Raw genomic sequence first — 21749 nt, forward strand, 5'->3', positions numbered from 1 at the left:
TTAATTCTCAAATTTATCTTGTTGAATTTGCTCAGATGTTTTACCAAAACGGCGCTCACGCCCTGCAAAAACCTCAAGTGCATGATCAAACTCTTGCACACCAAATTCAGGCCATAAAGTTTCAGTAAAATACAATTCTGCATACGCGGCTTGCCAAAGCAAGAAATTCGACAGTCGATAATCCCCACCTGTACGAATGAGTAAATCTACAGCAGGTAAATCTGACATACTAATATACTGTCCTACCAGATCAGCATTAATTTGTGGCACTTCAAGCTTACCAGCTTTAACTTCTTGAGCGATTTGCTGCGCAGCTTGAGCCATATCCCACATACCCCCATAACTTACCGCAATGGTTAAAGTCATTTGGGTGAAATTAGCAGTCCTTTGCTCAGCATACAACATTAACTCACGTAAATGCGGGGACAAACGTGAACGATCACCAATAAATCGTAAAGCGATTTCAAATTTTTCCATACGCGGGATTTGCTCATGAATTGTCTCTTCCAACAAATTCATCAGCAAATCCACCTCATACTGAGGTCTGTTCCAATTTTCACTTGAAAATGCAAAAACGGTTAAAGCCTGAATCTTTCTTTTTCGACAATGCTCAACAATTGGATCTAAGACATTTTTACCTTCACGGTGTCCCGCACCCTTTTGCATTTGCATTTTTTTGGCAAAACGATTGTTGCCATCCATAATGATGGCAACATGTTTTGGAAGATGTGTAGTGTCTTCAGATGTGGTCATTAATTTTAGACCTTCATCAATTCAGCTTCTTTTGCAGCTAGACGTTTTTCAACTTCAGCAACGAATTTATCGGTGATTTTCTGGATATCTTCACCTGCACGGCGCTCATCATCTTCAGAAATTTCTTTTTCTTTCAACAATGCTTTGATATCACCCAATACATCACGACGAATATTACGAATTGCTACTTTCGCATTTTCAGCTTCGTTACGTGCAACTTTCTGCATATCACGACGTGTTTCTTCAGTCAATGCGGCCATTGGCACGCGAATCGCATCAGCTGTAATAGGGTTCAAACCTAAGTCTGATTCACGAATCGCTTTATCAATTGCGGCAACCATTGTACGTTCAAATGGCTGAATTAATAGGGTGCGAGAGTCTTCAACACCAACATTGGCAACTTGATTTAAAGGTACATCAGAGCCATAGTAAGGAACCATTACACCGTTCAGAATGGATGGATGCGCTCGTCCAGTACGAACCTTTGCAAAACCATGTTCCAACGAGTCAAGTGACTTGTTCATACGGTCTTCTGCGTCTTTTTTAAGATCGTTAATCATATGATCTTCCTTACTTAATTCTAAAAGATATCATTACTAAAATAGCGTGTAGTATAAAGAGCTTTCTGGCTCACGTACATTAGTTCGTAACGTGAGTCCCTTCTTTTTCACCCATAACCACTGAAAGTAACGCACCAGATTTGTTCATATCAAATACCTGAAGTGGTACATGATGGTCACGGCACAAACAAATCGCTGTTAAATCCATAACACCCAATTTTTCATCCAATACCTGATCGAATGTTAAATTGTCATATTTAACAGCATCATCAAATTTGCTTGGGTCTTTATTATAGACACCATCAACTTTAGTGGCTTTTAAGATAAGGCTGGCTTCAATTTCAATACCACGTAAACAAGCCGCAGTATCTGTCGTGAAGAATGGGTTACCCGTACCTGCAACAAATACACATACCTCACCTTGAGTCAGGTGACGAATGGCATCCCGGCTAGAATAAGATTCCACCACAGTACCAATTGGCAATGCTGACATTAATCGTGTTTTAATGTTACGGCGTACTAATGCATCACGCATTGCCAAACCATTCATTACAGTTGCCAACATACCCATTTGGTCACCTGTTACACGGCCAACCAAGCCATCTTTTTGTAGCTGGCTACCACGGTATAAGTTACCACCACCGACAACAATACCGACTTGCACACCAAGTCCGACCAAATGTGCAATAGATAACGACATTTGATCTAGCACTTGTGCATCAATACCCATGTCTTTGTTGCCCGCAAGTGCTTCACCTGAAAGTTTCAGCAAAATGCGTGAATAGCGTGGATTTTTTGAATCTGACATTCCAAACTCCAAATTTACTTAATCTGTATTTTTCTATATATGGATTTACTTAAGCTGATTTCACTTGAATCAACTTTGCAAACAAGTCGTATTCGTCTGCATCGGTAATTTCAACTTCAAGCAGAGCACCTGGTTTAATCAGATTTTTATCAATATCTTCCACAAAGACGTTCCCATCAATTTCAGGTGCATCCGCATATGAGCGTGCAACTGCAACAGGAAACTCTTCTTCAAGATCATCAACCAATACTGTCATGACTTGCCCAATACGCTTTTGTAGCTTAGCGGCTGAAATTTCCTGCTGAACTTCCATAAAACGTTCATAGCGCTCTTGCTTAATTTCTTCAGGTACGTGATCTGGCAAATCGTTAGCCGTAGCACCTTCAACTGGTGAATAAGTAAAGCAACCAACACGGTCTAACTTCGCTTCTTTCAACCAATCGAGCAACATTTGGAAATCTTCTTCCGTTTCACCCGGGAAACCAACCACAAATGTTGAACGAATTACCAATTCAGGACATTTCTCACGCCATAACTTGAGGCGCTCTAATGTATTTTCACTATGAGCTGGTCGCTTCATCAATTTTAAGATGCGCGGACTGGCGTGCTGAAAAGGGATATCTAAGTACGGTAAGATTTTACCCTGAGCCATTAAGTCAATAACAGCATCTACATGCGGATATGGGTAAACATAGTGCAAACGAACCCAGATCCCTAATTGACCCAAGGCTTCACACATGTCATAGAATTTGGTCTTAACTGGCTGACCGTTCCAGAAATCCAGTTTATATTTGGTGTCGACACCGTAAGCAGAAGTATCTTGAGAGATAACGAGTACTTCTTTTACACCAGCGCGTTTAAGCGCAGCCGCTTCCTCTAAAACAGAACCGACTGGACGTGAAACCAAATCGCCACGCATACTTGGAATAATGCAGAAGGTACAACGATGGTTACATCCTTCCGATATTTTTAAATACGCATAGTGTTTCGGGGTTAAACGAATCCCTTGCTCTGGCACTAAATCAATAAAAGGATTGTGCTTTGGCGGTGCTGGAACATATTCATGTACCGCTTCCATAACATCCTGATAAGCTGCCGCACCTGTGACTTTTAGAACATTTGGATGCATTTCACGAATTTTATCTTCGTCTTTACCCAAACAACCTGTCACAATAACTTTACCATTGGCACTCATTGCTTCGCCAATTGCATCCAATGATTCTTGTACTGCAGATTCAATAAAACCACAGGTATTAACAACAACCAAATCAGCACCATCATAATCTGATGCCACATCATAACCTTCAGTCTTTAACTGAGTTAAAATTCGTTCAGAATCTACCAATGCCTTAGGACAACCTAAAGAAACAAAACCGACTTTGGGGGACTTCATGAATCTGCGCTCCACTAGAATCCGCGTATTGTAAGACTTTTCGATTGATAAAAATAGGTGGGAAGCCGACTCTTTGTGTAATGCACCAAAATTAATCCACTGTTTGCCTTGCATATTTACATTTGCACTATTTTGATACATTTTAAAAGTTAATTACTTTATATCTTCGGCTTACAATTTTAATAAAGTCCAATTTCAGCGCATTTTTTTAATAAAGGTTCAACTTTGATCACCTAGATTTAAAGTTGGCGTGCATTTTGCTTAATATGCATCAATTGCGTCCCAATATTGGACTATTAAATGCTTTTTGAAGATGCCATTGCGCCATTTTAATACAGGATACCCTCGCTAATGGATCAGCCACATACTATCGACTATCGCGTATTGGTGGACAATTTGACCACCGCGATTTTACTTGTCGACAGTAAACTTAATATTTTTTACTTAAACTCATCATGTGAATCTTTGTTTGATATGAGTTTATTACGAGCAAATGGACAACCCGTCTTAAATTTGCTGCATATGCCAAACGATGAATTTAATACAGAAGAAGCATTATTTAACACTTTAGCAACTGGTCAACCATATACACGTCGTGAAGCTACAATTAACGTCAACTTTAAAGACATTCATGTGGATTACACGGTTTCACAACTTAATGCTGGCAAACCTTACCACCCTTTACTTTTAATTGAGCTTAATCCGATTGATCGGATGCTGAAAATCTCCAAAGAAGAAAACCTGATTCAGCAACATCAAGTCGCACGACAATTGATTCGTGGGGTGGCACATGAAATTAAAAACCCTTTAGGTGGCATTCGTGGTGCAACACAGCTGCTAGCTCGCAGTTTAAACAATCCAGAATATTCAGAATTTACCGACATTATTATTAGTGAAGTTGATCGCCTTCGTAACCTTGCGGATACCATGTTGGGTTCTCGTCAATTACCGAGTTATGAGCCAGTCAACGTACATGAGCCTTTAGAACGTGTTCGCTCGCTCATTGCCAACCAGACCAAAAAGAAAATTAAGATCACACGCGATTACGACTTATCACTACCTGAAGTCAAAGCAGATCGTGATCAACTGATTCAAGTCATGCTGAACATCAGTGTTAATGCCGTACAAGCCATGATGGAAAATAAGGATTTCTTTACCGAACATCAACCAGAACTGGTTTTAAGAACTCGAATTCAACGTCTTGTTACTATTAATGGTGTACTCAACCGCTCTGCGGTTCGTATTGATATTGAAGATAACGGGCCAGGCGTTCCAGAAGAAATTTTGGAATCCGTGTTCTACCCACTTGTGACTGGTCGTGCCAAAGGCACTGGTCTCGGTCTAAGCATTGCACAAAACATTATGCACCAACATAACGGAATGATTGAATGCCAATCAGTTCCTGGAAAAACAGTATTTAGCTTATATTTACCTTGGGAGTCTAACCATGTCGCGAAATAAAATATGGGTAATTGATGATGATCGCGCCATGCGATGGGTGCTAGAAAAAACATTCAAAGAAGAAGGTTTTGATGTTACTAGCTTTGAAGAAGCACAATCTGCCTTAGACCAACTGCCAACTGACGCGCCTGATGTCATTCTTACTGACATTCGCATGCCAGGAATTGATGGTCTAACTTTTTTAGCCAAAGTTAAGAGCAACTATCCAGACCTACCTGTCATTATTATGACAGCACACTCCGATCTTGAATCAGCAGTGTCTAGTTATCAAACCGGTGCTTTTGAATATTTACCAAAACCATTTGATATTGATGAAGCGTTAGCATTAGTCAATCGTGCAATTTTGCACATCACTAAACTACAACAACAAGAATCTGCAAAAACAGTATCACCTATTCAATCTACAGAAATTATTGGTGAATCTCCTGCCATGCAGGAAGTTTTCCGTGCCATTGGGCGCTTATCACAATCACATATTACCGTATTGATTAATGGCGAGTCTGGCACAGGTAAAGAATTAGTTGCACATGCGCTACATCGCCATTCACCACGTAGTAGCAAGCCATTTATTGCCTTAAATATGGCAGCAATTCCAAAAGACTTAATAGAAACTGAACTCTTCGGTCATGAAAAAGGCGCGTTTACTGGCGCCAATACGCAACGTCAAGGTCGTTTTGAACAAGCCAATGGCGGTACGTTATTTCTGGATGAAATTGGTGACATGCCCTTCGAAACCCAAACACGTCTATTACGTGTCTTGGCGGATGGTGAGTTCTATCGCGTCGGTGGTCACATTCCTGTTAAGGTCGATGTCCGTATTGTGGCAGCAACACACCAAGACCTCGAAAAATTAGTCAATGAAGGACGTTTCCGCGAAGACTTATATCACCGTCTTAACGTCATTCGCATTCATATTCCAAAACTTGCGCATCGCAGTGAAGATATTCCGATGCTAGCACAGCACTTTCTTGCACGTGCAGGTAAGGAACTCGGGGTCAGTCCGAAGATTTTGCGCCTAGAAACACAAGAGTATATGCAGCAACTTCCTTGGCCGGGTAATGTCCGCCAACTGGAAAATACCTGCCGCTGGCTTACTGTCATGATTACAGGTCGTGAAGTTTACCCAGAAGATCTGCCTTCTGAACTTAAGCAAATTCCGATTGAGAAAGCATCAGAACACGCGACAACTCCACATTTTGATCGTATTTCACTACATCACTGGGATGAGTTACTGGGTCAATGGGCAATTCAAAAGCTCAAAAATGGTGAAATGAAGATTCTTGATATTGCGACACCAATGTTTGAACGCACACTTATTAATGCTGCACTACAACAGACTCGTGGTCGCAAACGCCATGCTGCTGAGCTTTTAGGTTGGGGGCGAAATACGCTGACACGCAAACTGAAAGAACTCGGTATGGATACCGCAGACGATGACATTGAAGAAGAAATAGAAGGTTAATCCTTAAAAAAACAGCTCCTTGATGGAGCTGTTTTTTATAATTCAGATGAAAACCCAGTATATCGATACATATTTTCTACCCCCAACGCTGAACGCACTAGAATGGCATGCTCAAAATCAACTTTCTGAATTTCTTCATATATATTTGCCACCTCATCACCATGAATTTCATCAACTGAACGGGGCATTTTTTCTTCAAAAGAATCCGATACGAACTCAAATCCCAAATCCATTGCAATAAATAATGTATGTTCACACGGCTGGATATATTGCTCTTGCGCCCAATCTACAACAGCCTGCTGACAAATTGGACAACTGATATTGCTTTCTGCTGAATCTATTTCAATAATTTGTTGGTACATCTTTTTTCAACTGTAATCACTTAATTGCAGTCTAATAGATTCAACAGCAAAATTACATGAAAGACTCACGATTAAAAATTGACAATATGCAACATTAACTCTAAATTTTAGAAATTGTTGCATAAATGGAATTATAAATGTTATCCGACCTCGATGATTTTTATTGCTTTGCTTTAGTGGTTGAACATGGAGGCTTTAGTGCGGCAGAACGCGCTACAGATATTCCTAAATCAAAACTCAGTCGTCGCGTTTATAATTTAGAAGAACACCTTGGGGTGCGACTTATTCAACGCAGTTCACGTCATTTTGCCGTGACTGAGATTGGCATGAATGTCTATCGACACGCTCAGGTCATGATGAACGCTGCACAGGCAGCCCATGATTTGGTGGATCATTTAAGTGTAGAGCCGCGCGGGGTAATTAAAGTCAGCCTACCCGTCTCGATTGCTCAGAATGAAATGACCAAGATCTTGCCCAATTTCCTCAAAAAATATCCAGAAATTAAGGTTCAACTTCTGGTGAGTAATCGTCGGGTCGATGTGATTAATGAAGGTATAGATTTAGCCCTTCGCGTCCGATCAAATCTGGATGACGATCCTAGCCTTATCTTGAGAAAATTTGAATTAATTGAACAGCATCTATTTGCGAGTCAGGCCTATCTCAATGAATTTGGCGAGCTTAAACAACCCGAAGATTTAGCACATCACCACATATTGAGCATGGTCGATGAGCATCTTGATCAGCAAATTATTGTACATGACAACCAGAATCATCAAAAGAAAATCAAGGTGAATCCTGTTGTCATGGGTTCAGACTTAATGATGTTGGCACAACTGGCCCGACAAAACTGCGGCATTGCTTTACTACCAGATTCGATTGCACAAGATTTTATTAAAACTGGAGAACTCGTGCGCGTTTTACCAGAATGGAAAGCACCTCATGGTATATTCCACGCGGTCTATCCATCTCGCAGAGGGCAACTTCCTGCTGTACGCGTTTTTATTGATTACTTAGTTGAGCATTTAGCACACAAACATAAGTAAAGATAAAAAAAAAGCTTATCCGAGAAGGATAAGCTTGAAATAAGAAACTACAGCGAGAATCTTGGAGTGCATTTTATAGACCGATCTTAATTCGATCAAAGACAAAAAAACGATTAATATTTTTGCTCAAAAATCACACAGCCTAGAAAAACTATAACTCAAGCAAAACAAAGATCGAAATTAACTATTAATATTCGCGAACAAACAAAAAACTTAGACTTAAGTCTAAATTCGATTTAATTGAGTGGTCACTTAATTTCTGGATAATCTCCAGTCCCTTCTGGCCAAGGCGTCAATAACTCAAACCCTGTATCTGTGACTGCAACCATATGCTCCCATTGAGCAGACAGTGACTTATCCGTAGTCACGACCGTCCAACCATCTTGAAGTTCTTTTACGCTGCCACGACCGATATTGACCATAGGCTCAATCGTAAACACCATGCCTGTTTTAAGCTTCAAACCTAGGCCTGGTTTCCCATAATGTAAGACGCTTGGCTGCTCATGATAAACTTTGCCTATACCATGACCACAATAATCTTTAACAATACTAAACCCTTCGCGCTGTGCAACGGACTGAATAGCAAAACCAATATCCCCTAATGTTGCATCGGGTTTAACTGCTTTAATCCCTGCTAACATGGCTTCATACGTGGTATCTACCAGTTTTTTAGCTTCTGGCTTAATACTCCCCACATAATACATACGACTCGTGTCACCAAAATAACCATCTTTAATAATTGCAACATCGATGTTGATAATATCCCCATCTTGTAAAATACAGGTTGCAGAAGGAATACCGTGACAAACAACTTCATTCGGGGAAATACATGTAGTTTTTGTATAACCGTAATAACCAATATTTGCAGGCGTTACATTTAAGGTATTTACAATATAATCATGACAAATATCATCCAAATATTCAGTACTGACTCCAGGCTTAACATACTCACCAATCATTGCCAAAACTTGCGCAGCCAAACGTCCTGACACACGTAGTTTTTCAATGTCTTGCTCAGTTTTAATCACTACTGAAGAAGCCAGCATATTCTCACCCTCTTAAATGATGCAGGCATTATAATCCTTTTCATTTAAAAATGTTGCGAGTGATAACTCAGAAATCAGAACACCATTAACAATATCAAAATTGAGACTCCCAAATAGTGTACAACACCTTTCCCATCTAACTTTTTTATAATTTTCTAAACAGACTCTTTAGTAATTTTTCATCAGTTTTCAGCCATATAATTCAACCATTAGTCAAACCACACAAAAGTTTGTATAAAAAAAATTCATATTACATATAAAAAATTTTCCAAAGTCCTTATTTTCTACTAGAATCGCCTGTTTTTAGTCAATGCATCTCTCCAAATGACGAATCTTCGTACTAGAGATATTATTGCCTTGGGTTTCATGACCTTTGCTCTGTTCATTGGAGCAGGTAATATTATCTTTCCTCCTATTGTTGCCCAACAAGCGGGTGAACATGTTTGGCTAGCAGCTGCTGGCTTTCTGGTCACTGCAGTGGGTTTACCTGTAATTACCATTATTGCACTTTCACGTGTAGAAGGTTCAATTCAACTGCTCAGCTCTCCACTGGGTAAAGTTGCCAGTTTAATCTTAACCATTGTCTGTTATTTGGCTGTAGGTCCACTCTTCGCTACACCTCGTACAGCAACTGTTTCTTATGAAATTGGATTTTCCTCATATTTTGGTACTTCACCCAATAGTTTGCTGATTTACAGCATTATCTATTTTGCAATTGTTACTCTAGTTTCACTTTATCCAAACAAATTGTTGGATACCGTGGGGCACTTCCTCGCACCAATCAAAATTGTTTCTTTAGCCGTACTCGGTATTGCAGCATTCTTAATCCCTGCGGGTTATATCCCTCCTGCTATCCATAATTATGCAAGCAGCCCAGTGTCTGAAGGTTTTGTAAATGGCTATCTCACCATGGATACGCTTGGCGCTCTGGTATTTGGTATCGTCATTATTCATGCCATTCACTCACGCGGTGTCACTGACAAAAAGTTAGTTACAAAATACGCGATGATCGCTGGTCTGATTTCTGGTGTTGGTTTAACGCTGGTTTATCTCAGTTTGTTTAAACTCGGACTTGGAAGTCATGAAGTCGCACCAAATGCAGCAAATGGCGCTGTTATTTTGCATGCTTATGTGCAACATGCTTTTGGTGACTTAGGTTCAATCTTCCTTACCGGTATGATTTTCCTTGCATGTATGGTGACTGCTATTGGTCTGACTTGTGCATGTGCAGAATACTTCTCTGAGCTGACTCAAATTCCTTATAAGATTCTTGTATTTGTTCTAGTTGGTTTTTCACTCCTGATCTCAAATTTAGGTTTAACTAAACTGATTGCAGTATCCGTTCCTGTGCTATGTGCGATTTATCCACCTGCAATTGTGGTAATCATGCTCAGTTTCTTCGCAAAATTCTGGAAAAACCCGCCAGCAATTATTGCACCAGTAACTGCAATCGCTTTTATCTTTGGAATTTTAGAAGGCTTAAAAGCAGCAGAACTCAATTCTTTCTTACCAGAATTTGTTCAACATCTACCATTAAATGAACAAAATCTTGCATGGTTAATCCCATCTTTACTGGTCTTGGTTATTGCTCTTATCTGCGACAAATTTAGAAAATAAGTTTTCAATTTGTAATTAAAATCCAATTTTACCCAAATTAGATTTTAGATGTGACCAATAAATGTCGGTTTTACCCAAATCAACTTTTATTGTTTACTTTTCGCAGCCATGCAATACCATGCCCCGCATGTCTAAACGCCCGCTCTAGCTCCCTCTTCATTAGATTTAATATATGGTCTAATTATTGCTTTATACGACTTAAGCACTATTAAGCTTTTTTCAATATGAAAGTAGGCTAAGTGTTAGGGTTATGAATATCATATTGATGACATATTTGACCAAAACAATATGTATAGGTAATTACTACCGAATAAAATATGAATCATTCATAAAATAAACAGTTCATCACACAAATACTAATGTTAGTCAAATTAAATAGAAAAATAATGGTATTAGCTATTGAAATACCCTTTAATTCGAAGTACAACATTAGTAACCAATCCGACCAAAACACTTAGGTTTAGGTCAAATTCATAGGAGGGATGGAGATGTTATCATTACATTTCAACAAGCAAGTCTTCATTAACGCTCTAAAAGCAAACAAGAATATGGTCACGTACTTAAGTACAACCGTGGCACTTATGCTGACTTTGCTTTTTCACGGACTCATTCAAGGACATCTGAAAGCTGAGTATTTTGCATACGCTCTTTTCGTCTCTGCAGCATTTTACAGTTGGGCTGTAATTGATCAAAAAGTCCGTGCCCAGAAAAAATCTAAGAATTTCGATTGAACAGATGGATGATTATTCATCCATCTTTAAAAAAGTATGTAAATAATTAAAATAAATTAAGTCCCGCACCTAGCACTAACATTCCAGTCGCAAACAGCTCACCTACCACCAGTAAAACCATCGCTAAAGTCATCATCGCTCGCGGTAGAACCTTATTACCCAATTGATGCGGTACCTTAAATTGATTCGTTGTGTCTTTTAAATAACCATGCAAGACATAGCTCACTATTGATGCACTAAAGAAAATCAAATTAATAACCACAAAAATCAGATTCCACATTTCTGACCACATGGAAAATTCAGCAAGCACAGCCAAAATCAAACTTGCAGATGCATACAACAAACTACTTCTATGTGCGATGTCTACATAATAATGTGCTCTTGCCTGAGTAGAATGTCTAATCTGCCAGTATTTCCAAACCCCTGTTAACATACCCAACCATAAATACACCCCACTAAAAAGAATTGCCAATTTCATTGCAATTGAAAAATGATCAAACACCACCCCTCCTTATCCTTCTTAAATATGAATTTTATGACTTCTAAGTCATACTTTTAACAAGTTTCTTTTTGGAACTTGGTTAAAGTAATCTAAAACAGCAAATACATAGTGCTTATGAACACTCAACCTCAATCGATTCAAATACAATGTACTGATGGCTATCAATTAAGTGCAAAATTCTATCAAAATCAAATAAATTCCGACAAAGCCTTCCCTATTCTGATTTGTCCTGCCACGGGAATCGTGAAAGAGTTTTATCACTCTTATGCAGAATGGCTAAATAGTCTCGGACATACTGTCATGTGTTTTGACTTTAGAGGAATTGGTGCTTCATTGCATGGCCCATTGCACCAATCTGAAGCAACCATTGTCGATTGGGGGCAATTAGATATTACCGCCGCAATTGATTGTCTGTTAGAACAAACTCAAGCCGAAAAAGTGATTCTCCTTGGCCATAGCGCAGGTGGACAACTCCTTGGTATTTCACCAAATTACAACAAAGTCGCTAAAATCATTGCTGTTGCGGGATCAACAGGTCATGTCCGCGGCTTAAAAGGTAAAACCAAATTCCTCGCCCCTATTATGTTTCATGTGGTTTTCCCAATTTCGAGTAAACTCAAAGGGTTTGGTGCCACCAAAATGATTGGAATGGGTGAAAACCTCCCCAAAAATGTTGCAAAACAATGGGCTGAATTTTGTGGGACACAAGGTTATGTGATGCATGCTGTCAAGAAACAACAACTCGCTGATTACCATAGCCAGATTACTTGCCCCATTACTGCAATTTGGGCATCAGACGATGAAATTGCAACTCATCCCAATGTTCAAGCACTACTCGATCTTTATCCAAATGCTGCAACAGCTATGATTGAACTTAAGCCAAAGCAATTTCAACACAAAAGCATTGGTCATATGCAGATGTTCCGTAAGTCACATCGTAATATTTGGGGGTTAATTGAACAGCAACTTCACATCTAGTTTTTCCATCAAATTGTATTTAATCTCCAATCTAGCTTGATGGCTTTTTATTTCAAAAAAACGCCCGATTATTCGGGCGTTTTCATCATTATATGACTTAGTGGCGATAAATGATTGTCACGAATTTTATGCGATTCTCATCTAATTCCGTAACTTCAAAATGCACACCTTGATAATCAAGCTGCGTGCCAACTCGGACTTCACCTTGCGTTTTATCCAGAATCAGACCAGCTACACTCATATAACCTGCATCATCTTCCACCAAATCAAAAACACCGAGTTCAAGCTCAAGCTGGTATAAATCCAACATGCCCGAAGCTTTCCATGTTTGATCATTAATTTTGACCAAGTCTAATTGCTCATCAGCATCAGGAAATTCACCTGCAATTGCTTCAAAAACATCTAGCGGAGAAATTAAGCCTTTAACATTGGAAAATTCATCCGTGACCAAAACCAATGACCCTTTTGATGCTCTTAACGTATTAATGGCATCAATCACCTTCATCTTTTCAAAGATAAAAATTGGACGCTGACGTTTAATCAGTGATTTTAACGCTTCTTCACCATCATCCAATACATCAAGCAATTCTTTGGCACGCACTACACTAATGACTTTATCCAAGCTGCCGCGGCAGACAGGGAATAAACTGTGCGGTACCGCAAGTACCTGTTCTCGAATTTTTTCAGGAGTATCATTTAAATCAACCCATGAAATCTGATTACGAGGCGTCATAATAGAAGCAACAGAACGCTCTGCCAGAGTCAATACTCCACCAATCATATAACGCTCTTCAGCTGCAAAGGCTTCCTGAGCTTCAATTTGCTCGGCGTCCATATGAGAAGGTTCAACTTTTCCACCCATTAGTTTTAAGATGGAATCTGCGGTACGATGACGCAATGGAATCTTAGATTCATGTTTTGCCACATTACGCTTGGAATATTGATTAAAGGCTTCAATCAAAATTGCCACGCCAATACCCGAATAAATATAACCTTTTGGAATATGGAAACCAAATCCTTCCGCAATTAAGCTAATACCAATCAACAATAGGAAACTTAAACACAGAATAACAACTGTAGGGTGACGGTTTACAAAGTTAGTGAGTGGCTTAGAGGCAAATAACATTACAATGACTGCAATAGTTACCGCTGCCATCATCACGTAGATATTATCAACCATACCAATGGCAGTAATGACCGAATCTAGAGAAAAGACCGCATCAAGTACAATAATTTGCGCAACGACTGCCCAGAAACTGGCATATACCACTGAAGATGTTGATTTAATTTCAGGTTTACCTTCCATCTTCTCGTGCAACTCGGTCACAGCTTTATAGACCAAGAACAGTCCACCGAAGAGTAAGATTAAGTCACGCCCTGAGAAAGATAAATCGGCAATTTGAATGAGTGGTTTGGTTAACGTAACCAACCACGAGATAACGGACAACAACCCCAAGCGCATAATCAATGCGAGAGAAAGACCAATAACGCGCGCTTTATCGCGCTGCTCTGGTGGAAGTTTATCTGCCAAAATGGCAATAAAGACTAGGTTATCAATACCTAAAACAATTTCTAAAACAATTAGGGTAAGTAAGCCAACCCAAATTCCTGGATCTAATAAGAATTCCATTATTGCTGCACCTCGATTAACTCAAGGCAAAATTTTAATAAGCTAGACCTGCACGGCGACGGATCCATGTAAAACCTCTTTTTAACAATAGATGGTTTTATTATGCATACTCTTTTTGCATTGTAATTACTTTTTTAATTTTTTTTACAAAATCAACTTATTAGATTTGATTTTCAAGAAAGATTAAAATATTATCCTTTGATACAATTTAAATACATTGACTAAGTTGATTGTAACAAAACAAAAAACTGAATAGTCATAAATGATTTAGCTCAACTTCCTCAAGGATTAATATTGAATTAAACTATTGATTTAATTAATTATTTATAATTTAAATATATCTTTTTCTTAGATTAATGTTTTAAATGACAGAAATGTTTTGTAAACAAAGCCAGTTTTCAAAACATTTTTTTATACTAAAATGAAAAACTTATATGGAATATCAGTTTATTTATTACTCAATATGTACGGTAAATGAATTGCCTATTCAACCCAGATTTATTTATAGGATTGGTTTCTATGACAAAAGGAAAAGGATTGACCTTTTATCTACCCTTAATGTGCATTCTTAATTTGCACCAAAACCATACTCATTTAGACCTAGAGCAGTCATTTAAACTTCCTCAGGTATAACTCGTCATCAAGTCACTTCAGATACACAAACTGTATTTTGAAAATCTAATCACATTTATATTGCATAATGTGTCATGTTTCACATAAAATTAAGCAATATAAAAATAAATATCTGGAATCTCATATGACTAAAAAGTATGCGAAGTTTTTACCTACCACTGATGACTTCACCTTAGAAAACTTTCCTTTTTTTTGGATAACTCAGGTTTATTCACAACACGTGCAAAAGGTCGATCAAGTCCTAAAAAAGTACGGCTTGGATAATTCTCGTCGTCGCATTTTACTTGCTTTAAAATCCAAACCGAATGCCAGCGTATCTGATCTTTCGGATATGGTCGTATCCAAAATGTCTACAACCACAAAGATTGTCTATCGTCTTAAAGATGAGGGCTTGGTTAACACCTATTCATGTGAAGATGATGCTCGTATAACACGGGTCATCCTTACTGAAAAGGGTAATGAAATGACACATAAAATCAATGATTTAACCAGTGCTGTACTTGAACAATCATTTGAAGGCTTAACCCCTTTACAGATTGAAAAAATGATGGACAGCTTGAAGCATATTTTTAACAATCTTAATCGTTAATTTATAAAATATAAAAGGGGTTCTAAATAGAAGCCCTTTTTATATTTAGAAAAGATCAAACATATTCAACTGAGGTGTTGGCTTTTCTATTTTGGCTTTAGGTACATGTGAACACTCAAACTCTTCAACTGGAAATCCCTGCATAAATTGAGTCATTTGATGTGGCTGTTTTAAATTTAGCCAATGATCAAGATGCTCATGCGGAATGACGACAATTGATCGTTTGACATCACCAGGTTCATGAAACTCTTTCATCATAGGATGGTCTATGGCATCCATCGTCAGCATTGCTGCGGAACGAATAATTTCATTATTGATTTTGCAAATTTCATAAATTGCAGCAATAAAAAAGGCTTTGCCATCTTTACGCCGTACACCCCATCGTTGTGGTTTATTTTCAATATATTTACTTTCATAAAACTCAGTGACTGGAATTACACCGAACTTACATTTATAAGCCGCATCCTGAAAGCTTGGCTTCTCAAAAATAGTTTCATACCTAGCATTATAAGTACGCTTAGAGGTACTGACATCTTCAGCCCATTTCGGCACTAAACCAAATAATACTTCTCGCCACTCCAATCCATGTTCAGATTTAAACAATAACGGAGTTTTATAACTAGGATAAACCTCTTCCAGATATTCAAACGGAATTTGTGGCAAACCCAATTGCTGTAGTTGTGACAAGGTTAGAGGTTTAAAATTGGCACACATTTATTGAATCCAATTGATGCTATCTTTCATTTAACAATGAACCAGAATTCCCATTTCAGTCACAAAATAAGCAGTGGAATCCGCAACTTCAATATTATAGACATAATCACAGTAAGCTTGACCACCACAAGGGATGAGTTTTTCAATCATCTCACTATACAACTCAATAAGTTCCCTACCTTTGTCCTTATCCAAGTATAAACAATCTCTTTCATCTTGTTTTATTAAGGTTTCAGGTAATACGCCACAATGTCCAATAACCCTCGCTAGATAACACACATCATCCTGATCTAGTCAGATCGTTCTTGGGCGACCTAGACTAAAATCAACCAATTCATAAGTATATCCATGTCGCAAATAGACCAAATCGTTCATTTTAGCCTGTTCAATCGCTACTAAATCTTATTCTGTATGTATCCATGTCCCTGCGACAAAACCCATATTCTTTTTGTTGTTACATTTTATAGATTCCTAAAAAACAAAGACCTTTCAAAATTGAAAGGTCTTTGTCAGATTCACGTAACTAATCGAAATCAGTCACCTGTGTAACCTTTTAATTTCAAACGCGCAGCATGTAACAATGGTTCAGTATAACCAGAAGGCTGCACACCACCTTTGAAAATTAAATCAGAAGCGGCTTGGAAAGCGATATTGTTATCAAAGTCTGTTGCCATTGCTGTATACAATGGATCTTCAGCGTTTTGACCGTCTACAATTTTAGCCATGCGCTTCAAGACTTCTTCAACCTGCTCACGTGTTACGATACCGTGACGTAACCAGTTTGCAACGTGTTGTGAAGAAATACGTAATGTTGCACGATCTTCCATCAAACCAACGTTGTTGATATCTGGAACTTTAGAACAACCTACACCTAAATCAACCCAACGAACCACATAACCCAAGATACCTTGACAGTTATTTTCAAGTTCATTGTTAATCTCTTCAGCCGACCAGTTAGTCTCTGGAGCAAAAGGAGGGGTTAACAAATCATCTAGAGAAAGCATTTGTTCAGCTTTCAATTGATCTTGACGTGATTTTACATTGACTTGATGGTAATGCATTGCATGTAGCGCAGCACCCGCTGGTGACGGCACCCAAGCACATGATGCACCAGCATTTGGATGTGCAGCTTTAGTCGCTAACATATCTTTCATACTGTCTGGCTTAGGCCACATGCCTTTACCAATTTGTGCCTTACCTTGCAAACCACACTCTAAACCAATTGCTACGTTACGGTTTTCGTAAGCTGCAATCCATTTTTGTGTTTTTACTGCTTCTTTACGAACAACTGGTGCTGCTTCCATAGAAGTATGGATTTCATCGCCCGTACGGTCCATAAAACCAGTGTTAATAAAGATCGTACGGTCTTTAGCAGCCTCAATACAGTTTTTCAAGTTCACTGATGTACGACGCTCTTCGTCCATAATACCGATTTTTAAAGACTTCGTTGGTAAGCCAATTGCTTGTTCTGCACGTTCAAACAATTCAACTGCAAATGCAACTTCTTCTGGACCATGCATTTTAGGTTTAACGATATACATTGAGCCTTTACGAGAGTTCTTATTCTCATTTTGACCACGAATATCAGCAACACTCAGTAACGGTGTTACCAACGCGTCCATAATGCCTTCAAAAATTTCTTCGCCATCCACCAAAATAGCAGGGTTCGTCATTAAATGACCCACGTTACGAAGAAGCATTAACGAACGACCATGTAAAGTTGTCGTACCACCAATCAAGTTTTTAATGGTACGGTCTTTATTTAATGTACGAGTAACCGTCTTGCCATTTTTCTCGATCGATTCTTGCAAATCACCTTTCATTAGGCCCAACCAGTTACGGTAGCCTTCTACTTTTTCTTCTGCATCAACTGCTGCAACAGAATCCTCTAAATCCTGAATCGTTGTAATTGCGGCTTCAAGAACTAAATCTTTAACACCAGCAGCATCAGTTTTACCCACTGGGCTTGTTGCATCAACTTCAATAATGACATGTAAACCATTATTCAATAGAACAACTTCTGAAGGATTTGCTTCTTCACCATTAAAGCCAACAAATTGTGCTTCATGTGCCAAACCAGTTGTAGAACCATCTTTTAAAGTCACAACAAGTTTATTATTTTCCACTGCATAACGTGTAGCGTCTGCATGTGAACCTTGTGCCAATGGGAAAGTTTCATTTAAGAAGTTTTTAGCAAATGCAATAACTTTATCACCACGTACAGGGTTATAGCCTTTACCTTTTTCTGCGCCACCTTCTTCAGAGATTACATCGAAGCCGTAAAGTGCATCGTATAAAGAACCCCAACGAGCGTTTGCTGCATTTAAGCAATAACGTGCATTACGTACTGGCACAACCAACTGTGGACCTGCCAATAATGCAACTTCTTCATCAACATTTTCTGTGCTGATCTGGAAATCTTCTACTTCTGGTACCAAGTAGCCAATTTCTTTAAGGAAAGCTTTGTAAGCTTCTAATTCAAATGTGTTGTTGCGGTGCCATTCATCAATTTTAGCCTGTAGATCTTCACGCTTAGCTAAAAGCGCTTTATTTTTTGGGCTAAGATCGACAACAACTTGCTCAAAGTTTTTCCAGTATGTTTCACTGTCCAAACCAGAACCTGGTAAAGCTTCATTCTCGATGAAATCGTAAAGTTCTTTAGCAATCGCTAACTTACCCTTTTGAATACGTACAGTCATTGTCTTTCCTGATATTGCTACTTTTTATAACAAGAGATTCTAGTATACCTATTTATACTTTGCTGAATACGAATATCACATTCCTAAATAGTAAGCATTTTCTGCTCAATAAATATTGACATCATCAAATAAAATTCTACTTAGTCTGCATTATCACTTTCATGAATACTCTTTTTATAGTGTATTAAGTTTTTGGAATGCCGAAATTAGACTTAAGTTCAGAATTGCCTTGAACATCTTCCATTTCGTGAATTTTTACTTGTTTTTAGGTCTTCACATTTCCCTATACAAGAAAAAATGTCGATTCAACATACAATACTTTTGCCCATAAAAAAACGCCAATTCATGGCGTTTTTTTGTTTATTCGTTAAAATCTTTGGCGGATTTCTCGATTAAACGATGCTCAGAGTGCAAATAATCATCCGATTGCATTTCCAGCAAGCGTGAACGCGTCCGTTCAATTTCAAATGCCAATTTGTCACCTTGATAAATATCAATGATCGTGTCTTCCGAAGTCAGCAACAATTTGACTCCACGGTCATAAAACTCATCAACCAGATAAATGAACCGGCGCGTACCTTCCGACAGATAATCGGTTAAATGCGGAACATTACTCACCAGTACAGTGTTATAAATATTCGCAATTTCAATAAAGTCGGCTGGGCTACGAGGTTTCAAGCACAGTTCAGAAAACTCACACCACAATACATCCTCAGTATGACCAATAGTTTCCACCAGACGATTATTGATTACAATTGGTTCTTGCGACTGATGCTGAGTTTGGGTCAATGCCGTAAAGCGCTGAGCAATCCAAAGTTTATGGTCATGCGTTAATGGATGTTTAAACAATTGCGCTTGCTTTAATACGCGCAAACGGTAGTCTACACCCGCATCTACATTCAAAATGACACAATTCTTCTTAACCATCTCAATGGTAGGGATAAAGCGGTCACGATGAATACCATTTTTATAAAGACCATCTGGCGCAATATTTGATGTTGCTATCAAAGTAATTCCGCGATTGAATAATTTCTGGAATAACTCACTCAGAATCATTGCATCCGTAACATTAGTCACAAAGAATTCATCAAAACAGATAATTACTGCTTCTTTATAAATTTGATCTGCGACCGCATCTAAAGGATTGCGCTGACCAGACAATTTATTGAGCTCACGATGCACATGTTGCATAAAGTGATGAAAATGCATGCGTGTTTTACGACGGAATGGAATCGAATCATAAAACTGGTCCATCAACCAAGTTTTACCTCGACCCACACCACCCCACATATAAACACCTTGTGGAGATGTCTGACGACGGAAGCGACGAAATGCTTTCTTTGATGCTTTATAGCGTTGAATCAGTTCTTGCCAAACACGATCTAACTCGTGCACGGCCTGTGCTTGAGCTTCATCAGGCATAAATTGACCCGAAGCTAAGGCTTGCGCATAACGTTCAGCTGGTGATAAAGGAGCAAAGGCGGTGCTGTGAAGATTTAAATCCGACATATCTTGATTACTATTTTGGTCTGACGAAAGTATAACGAAAATTAGAGAACAATAAATAAAACTTTGGCATGAGTCCAAGCACTACTTGGAATATTGCCTTGGACTACGTCCAAACCATCGTTTAAATGCATGGTTAAAAGCAGCAGGCTCAGAATAACCCAATAATTCAGCAATCATTTCAATGGTGTACTCCTGATATTCAATTAATCTTAGAGCCTTTTCCTTAATTAATTGCTCTCTAATCTGTTTATAACTACTATTTAACTGCTGCAACTGGTGTCTTAAAGTACGCTCAGGAATATGTAATGCTTGTGCTGTTTTCGCCATAGTCGGAATAACACCTTGCTGTAAATCCAAATAATCCTGCACACGCTCTACCAAATCGGGCACTACTGATTGCTGAGACAATCGCTTCATTTCAGCCTGACATTTATGATCATAAATACGAAAAGTCATTTGATCAGCCGAAGGAATTTTAATATCCAAAACTACTTCATCAAACCAAAAAGCGGCATAAGACTTTGAAAATGTAATATCCAATCCATAGTGCGCCTGATACATTGCCAAAATCTCGGCATTTTCAGGTTGATCAAAAGGCAGCTCCACTTTAAGCTGAGGCACACTTAAACCCATCTTCTTATACAACTCTTGAATAAACTTGTATGTCCCTGCCAATTCGGATTGTGCACGCAACATATTTAGCTCATCTGTTAAATCATTGGCTTCATAACACAATGCCACCTGATGATTCTGAAATTTTAAACTCAGTTTAGCTGTAAGATGTGTTAAAGGTTGATACGCAATAACCTTTTCAAGTGCGACCCCAATATTATCACTGGTCACCAATAACATTAATAAAGGACCATATCCAGCCAATGCATAATGCTGCCCAATATTTAAGCCTTGCTCAGGAGAAATATGCTCACCTAGGACCATCAATACATCACGTTCCAAACTGGGCTGAATAATGGCTGTTGGATCCAACGCATCCACACTTAAACCAATACCTTTTAATTGCTGATCGATATCAATCCCAGCTTTACGCATCGCTTGTATTAAATACATGAGACTGAGAATCGATCTTTTCATATTTGTGTCAATAAAGATAAGAACCCTTTTTTAACCCAATTCTCTATATTTGAAAATTGCCGAATCTATCAAACTACAACTGTATATAAAGATACACCCTTGATTACGCCTGTACCGAACCTTAAAAATCCTGACTTACCTTTGCATGAATCACTGCAACAGTGGTACAC

Annotated in this window: 19 protein-coding genes; 7 read left to right on the top strand and 12 right to left on the bottom strand. The window is 38.6% G+C overall.

Annotated features, from left to right (window positions below; translation table 11 throughout):
* The 4 genes from uppS to rimO form a co-directional block, all read right to left on the bottom strand.
* Window positions 1–753, bottom strand: a complete 753-nt coding sequence (gene uppS, locus E0H94_RS14930; protein WP_131327234.1) for a polyprenyl diphosphate synthase — start codon at window positions 751–753, stop codon at window positions 1–3.
* Between the two features lie 5 nt (window positions 754–758).
* Window positions 759–1313, bottom strand: a complete 555-nt coding sequence (gene frr / locus E0H94_RS14935; RefSeq protein ID WP_116758987.1) for a ribosome recycling factor — start codon at window positions 1311–1313, stop codon at window positions 759–761.
* A 79-nt stretch (window positions 1314–1392) separates the two neighbouring features.
* Complete coding sequence (gene pyrH / locus E0H94_RS14940; RefSeq protein ID WP_016167716.1) at window positions 1393–2121, bottom strand: UMP kinase; 729 nt, start codon at window positions 2119–2121, stop codon at window positions 1393–1395.
* Window positions 2122–2170: 49 nt separating this feature from the next.
* On the bottom strand, window positions 2171–3514 hold the full coding sequence (gene rimO / locus E0H94_RS14945; RefSeq protein ID WP_131327235.1) for a 30S ribosomal protein S12 methylthiotransferase RimO: 1344 nt from the start codon (window positions 3512–3514) through the stop codon (window positions 2171–2173).
* 351 nt (window positions 3515–3865) lie between these two features.
* Between rimO and glnL the strand changes: the two genes are divergently transcribed.
* Window positions 3866–4975 (top strand): nitrogen regulation protein NR(II), encoded by a 1110-nt coding sequence (gene glnL, locus E0H94_RS14950; protein WP_131327236.1) that lies wholly within the window; start codon window positions 3866–3868, stop codon window positions 4973–4975.
* Window positions 4962–6437: a nitrogen regulation protein NR(I) gene (gene glnG / locus E0H94_RS14955; RefSeq protein WP_131327237.1), complete on the top strand. Its 1476-nt coding sequence runs from the start codon at window positions 4962–4964 to the stop codon at window positions 6435–6437. The genes glnL and glnG overlap by 14 nt, the downstream gene beginning before the upstream one ends.
* A 35-nt stretch (window positions 6438–6472) precedes the next feature.
* Here the strand turns inward: glnG and E0H94_RS14960 are convergent, their stop codons facing one another.
* Complete coding sequence (locus E0H94_RS14960) at window positions 6473–6799, bottom strand: hypothetical protein (protein ID WP_131327238.1); 327 nt, start codon at window positions 6797–6799, stop codon at window positions 6473–6475.
* Between the two features lie 137 nt (window positions 6800–6936).
* Between E0H94_RS14960 and E0H94_RS14965 the strand changes: the two genes are divergently transcribed.
* Window positions 6937–7842, top strand: a complete 906-nt coding sequence (locus E0H94_RS14965) for a LysR family transcriptional regulator (RefSeq protein ID WP_131265420.1) — start codon at window positions 6937–6939, stop codon at window positions 7840–7842.
* 248 nt (window positions 7843–8090) lie between these two features.
* Here the strand turns inward: E0H94_RS14965 and map are convergent, their stop codons facing one another.
* Entirely contained in the window at window positions 8091–8888 is a 798-nt protein-coding gene (map, locus tag E0H94_RS14970; RefSeq protein WP_131327239.1) for a type I methionyl aminopeptidase, read from the bottom strand.
* Window positions 8889–9212: 324 nt separating this feature from the next.
* On the opposite strand from map, the gene brnQ reads away from it, so the two are divergent.
* Window positions 9213–10505: a branched-chain amino acid transport system II carrier protein gene (brnQ, locus tag E0H94_RS14975; protein ID WP_131327240.1), complete on the top strand. Its 1293-nt coding sequence runs from the start codon at window positions 9213–9215 to the stop codon at window positions 10503–10505.
* Window positions 10506–10993: 488 nt separating this feature from the next.
* Window positions 10994–11236 (top strand): hypothetical protein, encoded by a 243-nt coding sequence (locus E0H94_RS14980; RefSeq protein ID WP_016167708.1) that lies wholly within the window; start codon window positions 10994–10996, stop codon window positions 11234–11236.
* Window positions 11237–11282: 46 nt separating this feature from the next.
* Here E0H94_RS14980 and E0H94_RS14985 read toward each other — a convergent pair whose 3' ends face one another.
* Window positions 11283–11714 (bottom strand): hypothetical protein, encoded by a 432-nt coding sequence (locus tag E0H94_RS14985; RefSeq protein ID WP_131327271.1) that lies wholly within the window; start codon window positions 11712–11714, stop codon window positions 11283–11285.
* Window positions 11715–11852: 138 nt separating this feature from the next.
* Between E0H94_RS14985 and E0H94_RS14990 the strand changes: the two genes are divergently transcribed.
* The gene (locus tag E0H94_RS14990) at window positions 11853–12716 is read left to right on the top strand and encodes an alpha/beta fold hydrolase (protein ID WP_131327241.1); all 864 of its coding nucleotides are present in this window, start codon (window positions 11853–11855) and stop codon (window positions 12714–12716) included.
* 97 nt (window positions 12717–12813) lie between these two features.
* On the opposite strand, the gene E0H94_RS14995 is transcribed toward E0H94_RS14990, so the two are convergent.
* Window positions 12814–14346, bottom strand: coding sequence for a TerC family protein (locus E0H94_RS14995; protein WP_131327242.1), 1533 nt, complete (start codon window positions 14344–14346; stop codon window positions 12814–12816).
* A 757-nt stretch (window positions 14347–15103) separates the two neighbouring features.
* On the opposite strand from E0H94_RS14995, the gene E0H94_RS15000 reads away from it, so the two are divergent.
* Window positions 15104–15568 carry a MarR family winged helix-turn-helix transcriptional regulator gene (locus tag E0H94_RS15000; RefSeq protein WP_116758978.1) on the top strand — a complete coding sequence of 155 codons (465 nt, stop codon included), beginning with the start codon at window positions 15104–15106 and terminating at the stop codon, window positions 15566–15568.
* Between the two features lie 45 nt (window positions 15569–15613).
* Here E0H94_RS15000 and E0H94_RS15005 read toward each other — a convergent pair whose 3' ends face one another.
* The 4 genes from E0H94_RS15005 to E0H94_RS15025 all read right to left on the bottom strand — a co-directional run bounded on the left by E0H94_RS15005 (window position 15614) and on the right by E0H94_RS15025 (window position 21579).
* On the bottom strand, window positions 15614–16282 hold the full coding sequence (locus E0H94_RS15005) for an SOS response-associated peptidase (RefSeq protein ID WP_131327243.1): 669 nt from the start codon (window positions 16280–16282) through the stop codon (window positions 15614–15616).
* A 533-nt stretch (window positions 16283–16815) separates the two neighbouring features.
* Window positions 16816–18981, bottom strand: coding sequence for a malate synthase G (locus E0H94_RS15015; protein WP_131327245.1), 2166 nt, complete (start codon window positions 18979–18981; stop codon window positions 16816–16818).
* A 360-nt stretch (window positions 18982–19341) separates the two neighbouring features.
* A complete protein-coding gene (gene zapE / locus E0H94_RS15020) occupies window positions 19342–20490 on the bottom strand; it encodes a cell division protein ZapE (RefSeq protein WP_131327246.1) in 1149 nt (382 codons plus the stop codon).
* A gap of 81 nt (window positions 20491–20571) precedes the next feature.
* Window positions 20572–21579: an AraC family transcriptional regulator gene (locus E0H94_RS15025; RefSeq protein WP_131327247.1), complete on the bottom strand. Its 1008-nt coding sequence runs from the start codon at window positions 21577–21579 to the stop codon at window positions 20572–20574.
* Window positions 21580–21749: the final 170 nt, after the last annotated feature.

The sequence above is a fragment of the Acinetobacter sp. ANC 4173 genome (assembly GCF_004331255.1).
Lineage (GTDB): Bacteria > Pseudomonadota > Gammaproteobacteria > Pseudomonadales > Moraxellaceae > Acinetobacter.

What these genes read in the sequence shown, in the direction of transcription:
- uppS (WP_131327234.1), bottom strand. Translation starts at nt 753, where the DNA reads ATGACCACATCTGAAGACACTACACATCTTCCAAAACATGTTGCCATC.
- frr (WP_116758987.1), bottom strand. Translation starts at nt 1,313, where the DNA reads ATGATTAACGATCTTAAAAAAGACGCAGAAGACCGTATGAACAAGTCA.
- pyrH (WP_016167716.1), bottom strand. Translation starts at nt 2,121, where the DNA reads ATGTCAGATTCAAAAAATCCACGCTATTCACGCATTTTGCTGAAACTT.
- rimO (WP_131327235.1), bottom strand. Translation starts at nt 3,514, where the DNA reads ATGAAGTCCCCCAAAGTCGGTTTTGTTTCTTTAGGTTGTCCTAAGGCA.
- glnL (WP_131327236.1), top strand. Translation starts at nt 3,866, where the DNA reads ATGGATCAGCCACATACTATCGACTATCGCGTATTGGTGGACAATTTG.
- glnG (WP_131327237.1), top strand. Translation starts at nt 4,962, where the DNA reads ATGTCGCGAAATAAAATATGGGTAATTGATGATGATCGCGCCATGCGA.
- E0H94_RS14960 (WP_131327238.1), bottom strand. Translation starts at nt 6,799, where the DNA reads ATGTACCAACAAATTATTGAAATAGATTCAGCAGAAAGCAATATCAGT.
- E0H94_RS14965 (WP_131265420.1), top strand. Translation starts at nt 6,937, where the DNA reads ATGTTATCCGACCTCGATGATTTTTATTGCTTTGCTTTAGTGGTTGAA.
- map (WP_131327239.1), bottom strand. Translation starts at nt 8,888, where the DNA reads ATGCTGGCTTCTTCAGTAGTGATTAAAACTGAGCAAGACATTGAAAAA.
- brnQ (WP_131327240.1), top strand. Translation starts at nt 9,213, where the DNA reads ATGACGAATCTTCGTACTAGAGATATTATTGCCTTGGGTTTCATGACC.
- E0H94_RS14980 (WP_016167708.1), top strand. Translation starts at nt 10,994, where the DNA reads ATGTTATCATTACATTTCAACAAGCAAGTCTTCATTAACGCTCTAAAA.
- E0H94_RS14985 (WP_131327271.1), bottom strand. Translation starts at nt 11,714, where the DNA reads ATGAAATTGGCAATTCTTTTTAGTGGGGTGTATTTATGGTTGGGTATG.
- E0H94_RS14990 (WP_131327241.1), top strand. Translation starts at nt 11,853, where the DNA reads ATGAACACTCAACCTCAATCGATTCAAATACAATGTACTGATGGCTAT.
- E0H94_RS14995 (WP_131327242.1), bottom strand. Translation starts at nt 14,346, where the DNA reads ATGGAATTCTTATTAGATCCAGGAATTTGGGTTGGCTTACTTACCCTA.
- E0H94_RS15000 (WP_116758978.1), top strand. Translation starts at nt 15,104, where the DNA reads ATGACTAAAAAGTATGCGAAGTTTTTACCTACCACTGATGACTTCACC.
- E0H94_RS15005 (WP_131327243.1), bottom strand. Translation starts at nt 16,282, where the DNA reads ATGTGTGCCAATTTTAAACCTCTAACCTTGTCACAACTACAGCAATTG.
- E0H94_RS15015 (WP_131327245.1), bottom strand. Translation starts at nt 18,981, where the DNA reads ATGACTGTACGTATTCAAAAGGGTAAGTTAGCGATTGCTAAAGAACTT.
- zapE (WP_131327246.1), bottom strand. Translation starts at nt 20,490, where the DNA reads ATGTCGGATTTAAATCTTCACAGCACCGCCTTTGCTCCTTTATCACCA.
- E0H94_RS15025 (WP_131327247.1), bottom strand. Translation starts at nt 21,579, where the DNA reads ATGAAAAGATCGATTCTCAGTCTCATGTATTTAATACAAGCGATGCGT.